This is a genomic window from Thiocapsa sp., assembly GCF_018399035.1.
Taxonomy (GTDB): domain Bacteria; phylum Pseudomonadota; class Gammaproteobacteria; order Chromatiales; family Chromatiaceae; genus Thiocapsa.
On record NZ_CP073760.1, the window covers coordinates 3,182,635 to 3,194,655 of the forward strand.

At 67.0% G+C, this 12,021-nt stretch carries 6 protein-coding genes; 4 read left to right on the plus strand and 2 right to left on the minus strand.

Going from position 1 to position 12,021, the window contains the following annotated elements:
* Positions 1–410 precede the first annotated feature (410 nt).
* Positions 411–1,820, plus strand: coding sequence for a LutB/LldF family L-lactate oxidation iron-sulfur protein (locus KFB96_RS14470; protein ID WP_213457777.1), 1,410 nt, complete (start codon positions 411–413; stop codon positions 1,818–1,820).
* Positions 1,817–2,461 carry an LUD domain-containing protein gene (locus KFB96_RS14475; RefSeq protein WP_213457776.1) on the plus strand — a complete coding sequence of 215 codons (645 nt, stop codon included), beginning with the start codon at positions 1,817–1,819 and terminating at the stop codon, positions 2,459–2,461. The genes KFB96_RS14470 and KFB96_RS14475 overlap by 4 nt, the downstream gene beginning before the upstream one ends.
* A 110-nt stretch (positions 2,462–2,571) precedes the next feature.
* Here KFB96_RS14475 and KFB96_RS14480 read toward each other — a convergent pair whose 3' ends face one another.
* Positions 2,572–3,471, minus strand: coding sequence for a hypothetical protein (locus KFB96_RS14480; RefSeq protein ID WP_213457775.1), 900 nt, complete (start codon positions 3,469–3,471; stop codon positions 2,572–2,574).
* Between the two features lie 224 nt (positions 3,472–3,695).
* On the opposite strand from KFB96_RS14480, the gene KFB96_RS14485 reads away from it, so the two are divergent.
* Together KFB96_RS14485 and KFB96_RS14490 are read left to right on the plus strand one after the other, a co-directional pair.
* On the plus strand, positions 3,696–4,508 hold the full coding sequence (locus KFB96_RS14485; protein ID WP_213457774.1) for a diguanylate cyclase: 813 nt from the start codon (positions 3,696–3,698) through the stop codon (positions 4,506–4,508).
* A gap of 277 nt (positions 4,509–4,785) precedes the next feature.
* Positions 4,786–10,248, plus strand: coding sequence for a RecQ family ATP-dependent DNA helicase (locus KFB96_RS14490; protein ID WP_213457773.1), 5,463 nt, complete (start codon positions 4,786–4,788; stop codon positions 10,246–10,248).
* 485 nt (positions 10,249–10,733) lie between these two features.
* Here KFB96_RS14490 and KFB96_RS14495 read toward each other — a convergent pair whose 3' ends face one another.
* Positions 10,734–11,600 (minus strand): IS110 family transposase, encoded by an 867-nt coding sequence (locus KFB96_RS14495; RefSeq protein ID WP_213457710.1) that lies wholly within the window; start codon positions 11,598–11,600, stop codon positions 10,734–10,736.
* Between the last annotated feature and the right edge of the window lie 421 nt (positions 11,601–12,021).

Consider the following 12,021-nt stretch of genomic DNA (forward strand, 5'->3'; position numbering starts at 1 on the left):
CTGCCAGATTTTGCCCGTAAGGCAAGACGAACCGAACATGTCCGTCTGCTCACGTCGCTGCGGCGGTCGCTCGCGGGGTGAGCGCAGCTGTCCGGTTCGGATCGGAACCGGCTTATCCGGAGCATGTGCGCCAGCGTCCGCAACGCGCGTCAAGCCGCCACTCCGACAGGACCGGGTTGAGCGGCAGCTTCAGGTCGATTCCGGGCTTAAGGAGAACCGCAATCCGAACGAGAATCGCGGATCCACTCGCTGGATTCGCAACGTCGGAATCGTCCGAAAGAATCGGCGGGGACGACTCCGAGGGCTTTTTGTGAAATAAGGTGAGCGGCAACGCAATCGCGAAACGGTACGGCGGATGACCCTGCACCCATCCGACCGACATCCAACCAGGGGCTTCGAGGGCACGCTCATTGGACATCCGCTCACACGAGTTTCAGCCGCGCGCGGTCGCCGCACTCCACGACGCGAGCCTCCAACAGGCGCTGGACAAGGCGCGCGACGGCTTCGTCGCCAAACGCGCAGTGCAGGTCGCCGAGCTGTCCGAGTTCGAGGCCCTGCGCGAGGCGGCCAAGACGCTCAAGGACCACGTCCTCGATCATCTCGATCACTACCTGGAACGCTACGAGGCGGCCGTCGTCGCGGCCGGCGGTCAGGTCCATTGGGCCCGCGACGACGCCGAGGCCCGCCGGATCATCCTCGACATCTGCAAACGCGTGGATGCGCGCACCGTCACCAAGGGCAAATCGATGGTGTCGGAGGAGATCGGTCTCAACACGGCCTTGATCGATGCCGGCCTCGTCGTGGTCGAGACCGATCTGGGCGAGTACATCATTCAGCTTGCAGGCGAGGCGCCCTCGCACATCATCGCCCCGGCCGTGCACAAGACCCGCGAGCAGGTCTCGGATCTCTTCGAGAAGGCCCACGGCGGACCGCGCCTCACCGAGATCGCGGACCTGGTCGACGCGGCCCGTCTGGCGCTGCGCGAGCGCTATTTCCAGGCCGACGTCGGCATCACCGGCGGCAATTTTCTGATCGCCGAGACCGGCTCCAGCCTGATCGTCACCAACGAGGGCAACGGCGATCTCACCCAGACCCTGGCGCGGGTGCACATCGTCACCGCCGGCATCGAGCGCGTCGTGCCCACGCTGGACGACGCGACACTCTTCCTGCGCCTGCTCGCGCGCAGCGCCACCGGTCAGGAGACCGAGACCTACACGACCCTCTCGACCGGACCCAAGCGTGCGAACGACCTCGACGGGCCTGAGGAATACCATGTCGTCCTGGTCGACAACGGCCGTTCGCGCATGCTCGCCGGACCCTTTCGCGAGATGCTGCGCTGCATCCGATGCGGCGCCTGTATGAATCACTGTCCCGTCTACGGCGCCATCGGCGGGCATGCCTACGGCTGGGTCTATCCCGGACCCATGGGCTCGGTGCTGACCCCGCTGATCAAGGGCCTGGACGCCGCCTACGACCTTCCCAACGCCTGCACCCTGAACGGCCGCTGCGCCTCGGTCTGCCCGGTGAAGATCCCGTTGCCGGATCTCCTGCGCCGGCTGCGTCACGAGCAGTTCAAGCAGGCGATCACCCCGCGTCGCAAGCGCTATGCGCTTGGCGCCTGGCGCCTTCTGGCGACCCGACCCAAGCTCTACCATGCGCTGGAGCGGCTGACCGCGCGGGCGCTCGCCGCGATCGGCGGTCGTGCAGGTCGCATCCGCCGCCTGCCGGGGGCCCGCGGCTGGACCGAAGGTCGCGACCTCCCCGCCCCGCCGGGCCGAACCTTTCTGGAACGCTGGCACACCGAGCGAGGGCAGTCATGAGCAGCGCGCGAGAGGACATTCTGGATGCCGTGCGTCGTGCAGCGGGGCGCGAACCGCTCGATGCACCTGCCCGCGCAACACTGGATGCACGCATCGCCACACCGGTCCGGCATCTCCGCCCGGCCTTCGACGAAGACCTCCTCGCGCGCTTTATCCGCAAGCTCGAAAGCCGCTCGGGCACGCTCGCGCGCGTCGCCGGCCGAGCACAGATCCCGGCCGCCGTGGAGACCTTCCGATCGGCACATGGCCTCGCGCCGCACGCCGCCGTCGGCGCCGGGTTGAAGGACCTCGACTGGCCCGCCGACTGGAGCATCCATCACAACCGCGCAGGCATCGAGGAGACCCTGTCGGTGAGCCCCGCCTTCGCGGCGATCGCCGAGACCGGCACCCTCATGCTGCTCGCCTCGCCCGACAGCCCGACCACCCACAACTTCGTCCCGGACAACCAGGTCGTGGTTCTGGAGACCACGCGGATCCTCCGGCACTTCGAGGACGGTTGGGCAGCCTTGCGCGAGCGCACGAGCGGCATGCCGCGCGCCGTCAACCTCGTCTCGGGCCCCTCGCGCACGGCCGACATCGAGCAGACGATACAGCTCGGCGCGCACGGGCCGCGGCGGTTGCATGTGGTGCTGGTGGATTGATAGGGAGCACAACTTGCGCAGATGGTTGGTTGTTCCTCGCACGGCTCGGCACAACCTACGGCCGGCAGGAACCAAACCCTACACCTGCGCCCGGCCGATCACTTGGGCTCCTAAACGCCGGACCCACTCCCATCCGAAGCTGATTCCACGTCTTCGCGACCCCTTCCGACGACGATCTCCTCGATATCCAGGTAATCGCGTAGCCGCTCGATGACCCGGGTCAGCACGGGCAACAGATCCGGATCCCTCATAGGCTCGCGATCGATGGCTTCGCAGCGGCCGAACATGGCATGGACGAGGTGCTCCTCGGTTTGAACATGTGCAGTGAGGTCGTCGAGCAGCCGTGCAACCTCGCTGCGTGTCGGTGAAGCGTCAACAGCAAGAAAAAGGTCGTTCAGGGCATCGAGCAAGGGTGCCGCGTCGACACCGAGCCCCAACTCTGCGGGACTCAAGGTCACCCTCCGCTCGGACACGCGGCCGACCCAGACCCGGAAACTCTCGCGTTGCAGCGAGTGGTAGAGCGGCGCCTCGCTGATCAAAAACAACAGCAGGTTGCGCGGGTTGGCGTAATAGGGCGCGTCGCGCACCAGCCAGCGCCGGTCGCGGATCAAGCGGTGTACCCGGATATGCTCGCGGAAGTCGGCCGCCTGCAATTGGTCCAGGATCAGCACCGTGGACTCGGCCTCGCTCAGCGCACAGGCATGGCTCACGATGTCGTCGAGCGGGTCGACCGCAGACGCCTTGCGCCCGTACTCGTCGGTACCCGGCGGCAAGATCACCTCCGGCGTGGGCGGCTCTTCGTCCGAAAAGTCGTGATAGAGGATGTGCGGGGTATCGAGTGCATGGGCGAGCGCGGTCGCAAAGGCCGTCTTACGGCGCTCGCCGTTCCCCTGGATGCTCAAGGTACGAATCCGATTCGGCATCCCTTTCAGCAGACAACGCAGCTGAAAGTCGTAGTCGTCGTTGGACTCGAAACCGTGCTCGGCCATGGACTCGCGCAGTGTGCTCATGGCCTGATGATAGCGCCGCCACGAGGACGATGCTTGATGTGCTGCACGGCCTTGATCATCGTTTGGTCCAACTGCTGGTGATCCTTGCGTCCTCAGGGCCCGCAGTAGACTCCTCGCCATCAAGCCGAGGAGGCGCATTCAGGCATGCTTCTATTTGATGTCGCCGCAGGGGTTGCCTTTTCGCATCTGTGGCCATCGGGTTAGAGGGCGGACGGCGCCAAGGCATGCGTGACACCGCCGCGGTTTCATCCATGCTTCCGACGGGCGGAATGGTTGCGGGCGGCGTCCCGCTGCTGTCGCCGCTTCACCGGGCATTCCCCTGTTTCACGATCCCGATCGTGCTGCCCATCACCTTGAGCATGCTCTTGGTCGGCGACCGGGTTCACGTCATCATGGGGCTGATGATCCTCATCTTCGGCATCGCCATGCTGTCCTCGTCGGTCCGGGTGAGACGATTGTTTCAAGATGCCACCGACATGCGTTTGAAGCTGGCCTCATCGATTGCGGAGGGCTCGGCGCTTCAGGAGATGTTGCGTATCGACGAGCTCATCCGCATCGGCAATCGGCGGCTCTTCGAAGAACAGCTCGCGAAGGAATGGAGGCGAGCCGAACGCGGACGGAGCATCCTTGCGGTCATCTCGGCCGATATCGACCATTTCAAGGCGTACAACGACCGATATGGACACCCGGCCGGGGACCGCTGCCTGCTCTCCGTCGCACAGGCCATGGCTACGGCCCTGCAGCGACCGGGAGACACGGCAGCCCGCATCGGCGGAGAGGAATTCGCCTTCGTTCTCCCGCAGACGACCTTGCCGGGCGCCGAGCAAGTCGCAGAGCGAATCCGTAAGGCCGTCTGGGACCTCAACCTGCCGCACGCGGGCTCGACCATCGCCGAGCGCGTGACGGTGAGCTTGGGTGTCGCATCGTCCGACCATGCGTCGGTGGCTTCGGAGGCAGACCTGATACGCGCATCCGATGCCGCCCTTGACGAGGCCAAGCGCCGAGGGCGCAATCAGGTCGCGACCGTGGCCCCCTGAAACCGGCATCGACGTTCTTCTCCAAGCACGATCCGGGAACGCATCGGCATTGGGGCCATCGACGAGGTCGGCGAGCACAGTGACAGGCCCGCCGCAAGCCACACCGCCGACGGCGGACTGACCCTCGCCCGCAGCATCGCCGCGTCATCGAAACGCGGGGTCACGAACAAGGCGAAACCGGGTCACGGCGGACCAACGGCGGTTGTTCGTCTGATACCTCGACCGCGTTTCGGGTTAATCTGCGGATGATTCAAGGAAGCAGATCCGCACTAGACCCGTGCCCCATGACGCCCCACCGACCGAGCCGCCACCGTCCGGCATCGATTCGCTCATCGAGCGCTCGCTCCTGCTCGACCTGGAGACCGGGCCGGACGGGGCCATCCACAAGATCGGGGCGATCCGACAGGGGCGCGAATTCCGTCGGCAAGGGAGATTCGATCCGGCGCGTACACTCGATGAGCTCGAGCGGTTTGCCGGCGATGCGAGCTTCGTTGTCGGCCACAACCTGCTCGGGCACGACCTGCCGACACTGCGCGCCCGAGCGCCGAGTCTGGACCTGCTCGGGCGGCGCATCATCGACACCCTGTACCTGTCTCCCTTGGCCTTTCCGGCAAACCCCTATCACCGGCTCGTCAAGGACTACAAGCTGGTGCGCGACAGCGTCGCCGACCCGGTTCAGGACTGCCGACTGGCCGAGCAGGTGCTGCGCGAGCAGTTCGACGAGCTGGTCCGGCGCTGCACCAACGGGATTGCCGACGACACCTCGCTCATCGCTACGGCGACGTCGCCGGCCGGCGCTGTAGGGACAAGCGCCGAGGGGTGGACAAGCTCAGCGCAGTCCACCAACGCCAGCGTCGGCTCAGACCTCGGTGGACTTCGCTCTCGCTCGTCCACCCTACCGGCCGTTGTCACGAACACGTCCGCGCGCGGTGACGAAGGCGGCGAGCGCGACCTGATCCGGGTCTTCCAGTTCTGTTTCCGCGGCGCGACCCTGCTGGAGGCCAATGCCACCGGCGGCGACGGCCTGGCCGCGGTCTTTCGGCTGCTCTCGGGCGAGCTACCGAGCGTCACCGAGGTGCGCGAGACCCTGCTGGCCCGCTGGCAGGGTCGCGCTTGCTCAAGCGTCGCCCCACGCCTGATCCTGGATCATCTGTCGAACCCCGACCGCCGCCCAATCCTCGCCTACGCCGCGGCTTGGCTTCAGGTTGCCGGCGGCAGCTCGGTGCTGCCGCCCTGGGTGCGGCATCGCTTTCCGGCGACGGTGACGCTGCTCAAGGCCCTGCGGGACACCCCCTGCGAGGATCCAATCTGTGCCTGGTGCCGGGAGGTCAACGACCCGCGGGCGCAGCTCGCGCGCTGGTTCGGCTTCGACGCCTTCCGCGCCGAGCCGCAGGCGCAGGACGGCGGGAGCCTGCAGGAGATCGTCGTCCGAGACGGCATCGCGGATCGCTCGCTGCTCGCGATCCTGCCGACCGGCGGCGGCAAATCGTTGTGCTTTCAGTTGCCGGCCCTGGTGCGCGCGCATCGGCGCGGCACCCTGAGCGTCGTCATCTCGCCCCTGCAGGCCCTGATGAAGGACCAGGTGGACAACCTGGTGAAAAAGACGGGTGCCACCAGTGCGGCGGCCATCTACGGTCTCTTGACCCCGCCGGAGCGCGGCGAGGTGATGGAGCGTGTGCGCCTCGGCGACATCGCCCTGCTCTACATCTCCCCGGAGCAGCTGCGCAATCGCTCGGTGGCGGACGTGCTGGCCAGCCGCGAGATCGGCTGCTGGATCTTCGACGAGGCCCACTGTTTGTCGAAATGGGGCCACGACTTCCGCCCCGACTATCTCTATGCCGGACGCTTCATCCGCACCCTGGCCGGGCTCCAAGGCGTGCCGGTCACGCCCGTGGCCTGCTTCACGGCTACGGCGAAGCGTGACGTGAAGACCGAGATCCTGGCCTATTTCCGCGAGGAGCTGGGTCTCGATCTCGTCGATTACACCGGCGGGGTCGAGCGCGACAACCTCGAATTCGAGGTCCAAGTCGTCGGCAAACACGAAAAGGACGCCCGGATCCACGCCATCCTGACCGATCACCTCGGCGCGCCGAGATCGAGCGAGGATCCGGACCCGACTGGCGGCGCGGCTGTGGTCTACGCCTCGACGCGCAAAGGCACCGAGGCCCTGGCCGAGCGCTTGGGCCGTCAAGGGTGGGCGGTCGAGGCATTCCACGCCGGCATTTCTGCGCCGGAGAAGAAGCGCATCCAGGAATCCTTCGTGACCGGCGAGCTGCAGGTGATCTGCGCGACCAATGCCTTCGGGATGGGCGTGGACAAGGAGGACGTGCGCCTGGTCGTGCATGCCGACATCCCGGGCTCGCTCGAGAGCTATATTCAGGAGGCCGGGCGGGCCGGGCGCGATCGCAAACCCGCAGCCTGCGTACTGCTCTACGACGAGCAGGACATCGAGTCGCAGTTTCGCATGGAGTCCTTCTCCGAGCTGTCGCGCCGCGACATCGCCGAGATCCTGCGCGGTGTGCGTCGGGCCAAGCGCGACCGCGAGGGCGTCGTGGTCGTCACCAGCGGCGAGCTGTTGCGCGACGAGGACCTCAGGCTGGGTTTCGATCCCGAGGCCACGGACGCCGACACCCGGGTGCGCATCGCCATCGCCTGGCTGGAGCGTGCCGGGCTGGTGGAGCGCAACGAGAACCGCACCTTCGTTTTCCAGGGCCGCCCCGCGGTAGCAAGCCTGGAGGATGCCGAGCGGAAGATCCGCGGTCTGGGCCTCTCCGCCGCTCAGGGCCAACGCTGGCTGGCGATCCTGGAGGCGATGCTCAACACCGACCCGGACGACACCTTCAGCGCCGACGAGCTGGCACGCCTGCCGGCCTTCGACCGCGCCGCGAATGGTCAGGCCGGTACGCCCGACCCAAACTCGGCCCCGGTCCCGCCCTGGGATCGCGGCGACACCCCGTCGCAGCGCGTCCTGCGCACCCTCCACGACATGGCCGGCGCCGGTCTCTTGCGTGACGGCCCGCAGCTCACGGCCTTCGTCAGTCACAAGGTCAAGAATCATTCGGCCTTGATCCTCGCGCGGGTGGCGCGCCTGGAGCGGGCCATGCTGGAGGTCTTGCGCGAGCAGGACCCGGACGCCCAGACCGGCGTCTGGCTGCCGCTCTCGCTACGCCGTCTCAACCAACATCTCCTTGATCAGGGCCACGACAGCAACCCCGAGACCCTGCGCACCCTGCTCAAGGGCCTGACCCTGGACGGTCGCGGTCTGGCCGGCGCCCGCGGCAGCCTGGATCTGCGCCAGACCGACCGCGACCACTACCGCCTGCGTCTGCATCGCGATTGGCCGACCCTGCACCGCACCGCCGAGCGCCGCCGCGCCGTGGCCGACCGTATCCTCAAGGCGCTCTTGGCCAAGCTCCCGGACGATGCCCCCGCCAACGGCGCCTTGTTGGTGGCGTTCGGCACGGAGGAGCTGACCGGCGCGCTGCGCGGCGATCTGGCCCTCGCCGCCGAGGTGCGTGACCCGCTGGCGGCTGTACATCGTGGCCTGCTGTTCCTGCACGAACACGGCGCCATCACCCTGCAGAACGGATTCGCGGTGTTCCGCTCGGCCATGACCCTGCGCCTGCTCCCGCAGGCGAAGGGACGACGCTACAGCGAGGCCCAGTACCAGCCGCTGGCTCAGCACTATCGCGAGCGGGTGTTCCAGATCCATGTCATGAACGAGTACGCCCGGCTGGGCGCGGAGAAGATCCGCCAGGCCCTGAATCTGGTCACCGGCTACTTCACGCTCGGCAAGGAGGCGTTCGTGAAACGCTGGCTCGCCGACCGCCGCGAGCAGCTCCTGCGCGCGACCACCGCCGAGTCCTTCCGCCGCATCGTCGAGGATCTGGGTAACCCCGAGCAGATCGAGATCGTCGCCGCCCCCGAGGACGGCAACCGTCTGGTGCTGGCCGGGCCCGGCTCGGGCAAGACCCGCGTCATCGTCCACCGTTGCGCTTTTCTGCTGCGGGTGCTGCGCGTGCCGGCGCACCGCATCCTAGTGCTTTGCTTCAACCGCGGTGCGGCGCTCGAGCTGCGCCGCCGGCTCGCAGAGCTGGTCGGGGACGACGCCCGCGGTGTTACGGTACAGACCTACCACGGCTTTGCGATGCGCCTGACGGGGCGTTCCTACGCCGAGCGTCTGGCCGCAACGACCGATGCCGCGCCCGACTTCGACGGTCTCATCGGCGAGACCGTGGACCTGCTCGAGGGCCGCGTGGACCTGCCCGGCATCGAGCCCGACGAGGCGCGCGAGCGGCTGCTCGCCGGTTATCGGCACATCCTGGTCGACGAGTATCAGGACATCGACGCGGATCAGTACCGGCTGGTCGCAGCCATCGCCGGGCGGACGGTCGACGAGGACAAGCTGACCCTGCTGGCCGTCGGGGACGACGACCAGAGCATCTACGCCTTCCGCGGCGCGAACGTCGAGTGCATCCGCCGCTTCAAAGAGGACTACGCCGCCGATCTGCATCATCTGGTCGAGAACTATCGCTCGACCGGCCACATCGTCGCCGCCGCGAACGCCTTGATCGCGCACAACCGCGAACGAATGAAGCGCGACCATCCGATCCGGGTCGACCGGCGTCGCACCATCCGGCCCGCCAGCGGGCATTGGCAGGATCTCGACGGTCATGCGAAGGGGCGGGTGCTGCTTCTCGGCGTGGCCGATCCGCCGCGCCAGGCCGCTGCGCTGGTCGCCCGGATCGAGGAGCTTCGGCGCCTCGGGGGGCACGACTGGTCGGATATCGCCGTCCTCGCCCGCCGCCATGTCATCCTGGAGCCGGTCCGTGCACTCTGCGAGCACAAAGGCATCCCGGTCGACTGGCCCGGCGACCTGCCGCCCCTGCACCGAGTACGCGAGATCGACGCCTTCCTGAACACCCTCGCGCAGCACGCACGCAAACCGATGAGCGCTCGGGCGCTGCTGGAGTGGCTGCCTGAGCGCCCGAGCCCTTGGCGCTCTCTCCTGCAACGCTTGATAGCGGATTGGACGGCCGAGGCCGGCACCACCGAGGTCCCTGCCGCCGAGATCGCGGAGTTTTGCTACGAGACCCTCGCCGAGCAGCGCCGCGACCGCCGGCTCGGCGAGGGCCTGCTGCTGACCACGCTGCACGGCGCCAAGGGGCTGGAGTTTCCCCACGTCATCCTCGCCGACGGCGCATGGGACACGCATTCGGACAACGAGGAGGAGCGCCGACTCTTCTATGTCGGCATGACACGGGCAAAGGAGACCCTGACGCTGATGGCGATCGCGGGCAGCCGCCACCCCTATCTGGCCGAGATCGAGGGCGATTGGCTGATCAAGGCCGAGCCGGTCGTGCAGTCCGCGCCCGCCGAGGTCATCGGGCGTCGTTACACGCGCCTGACCCCCGCGGACCTGGACCTCGGCTACGCCGGACGGATGCCGCCGGATGCGGCGATCCACCGTCATCTGGCCGCACTCGGCCCGGACGACGACCTGCGTTGGGAGCAGATCGGTCAGGACCTGTTTCTACTCGACCAAGCGGGCCATCGGATCGGGCGCCTGTCCAAACGCACGGCGGCCCGTTGGCTGCCCGACCTCGATCGCATCGAGCGGATCCGCGTCGCTGCCCTGATCCGCCGCGACAGTCGACAAAATACGCCCGAGCATGCGCTGCACTGCCGCTCGGAGCATTGGGAGGTGCCGCTGGTGGAGATCCGCTGGCGCGGGTCTTGAGCCCCATGCGTGCCGTTTGGGACGTGGGTAGATACTCTGTTCTGACGCAAGTCCGATTTGCCTCCTATCCATCATTTTTTTCTATCGGCATCGTTTTCTCGACGGTACGGTCGTTGAGCGGCTGCCAACCCCATTGGGATCATTTCGATGACGGATGGGGCTTGGCTGCGGGTGGGGCGCGGGCGGACTCCGTGTGGACAACGCGTGAATGCCGCAAGCGGGCGTGTGGACAAGCCGGGGACAACCCGCTCCCGGCGGGTTGCCCCCACCTTGACCACACTCATTCACCCGTTGCCCACACTGCGCCGCACTGAAGCCGCTGCTGGCTGCGAGCGTCTGCGACGCGACTGCTGCTGGTTGTTGATCAATGAATGCCCTGCGCCGTGGTGGTTGAACGCGCTCGTCTTGGCGGCGGCTCTTGGACGGCCACGCGCGTGCTGTCGGGCCAACCGAGGAGGGTGCCGTGGCGGACATCGCCGAGGTGCTCATGCCGCGGCCTCGCGAAGCAAGCAGAAGCGGCTGCCGTCGAACGCTTGGCGGTGCTTGAGCATGGCATGGATGGCATGCAGCAATTTGCGCATGACCGCGCAGATGGCCTGAATCTTCTTCAGGCCGCGCGCTTCGATGAGATGCGTGTAGTAGCTGTTGACGTGCGGTTCATGGCGCGCGGCGCTCAGCGCGGGCATGAACAGCGCCTTGCGCAGGTGGGCGTTGCCGGCCTTACTCAGGCGCGGGGGTTTGTTCACGCTGGTGCCCGAGGTGCTCTGGCGCGGATCCAGTCCGGCCAGGGCGACCCATTGCTTGGCACGCATGTCCTCGGGCAGCACCAGCAGCTCACCCATGAGCTGGATGGCGCTGGCGGCGGCGATGCCGGGGATGCCGGTGAGCAGCCGGTAGACCTGCGCAAGCTCCTCGTCGGCGCTGATGCGCGCATCGGCCCAGTCACGCAGGGCATCAATCCGGGCGGTGTACTGGTGGATGCTCAGGCGCACGTCCTCCAGCACCACGGCCGGCGTGGTCGTGCTTTGCAGCAGCGCGTGGAGTTGATTCTTCGCCCGCGTGCGATCGACCACCAACGCCTCCAGGCGCCGGGCGCAGGCGCGCAGCTCCAGTGCCTCGGTCGCCGGGCGCCGCCATGGCTCGAACGGCATGCGCCGGGCAAACTGCGCCAGCACCCCGGCATCGACCGCATCGCTCTTGTTGCGCGTCTGCAAGGCCTCGGCAAAGCGCTTGGCGGCCTTGGGGTTGAGCACCATGAGCGCCAACCCGGCCGCGTCGATGGCCAGCGCCAGGTCCAGGTGATAGCTGCCGGTCGCCTCCAGGCACACCCGCTCCACCCGCGCACCTTGCAAGGCGCTTAATCAGCGCGGCATGACCGCTTGGTGTGTTGGCAAACTCGCGGACCTTGCCGAGCTTCTCCTCGGTGCTGACGGCCAGCGCCAGGGTCTTGTGGGCCACATCGATTCCGGCTGTATTCATCGTCTGTCTCTTCAGGATGCAACGCGATATTATGATTCCCGGTTCCCCGACCCTGTACCCTCGCCTACCGACCTTGTGTATGCAGGCTCCCGGACATGTCCACGGCCTCGGATACTCTTCGGTATGGGCGAAGAGGGCGGGGAGCCCATCTACATGCAAGCTCTGAACAGCGGAACACGACATCCAGGCTTCAGGGGCGAACGGCTTCCCGGGCACTCTTCATCAAATCCGTTGATCACTTTCCTTGTCAATCCCTTCAGAACAGATCATACAAGGGGCGACTTTAGTCGCCCT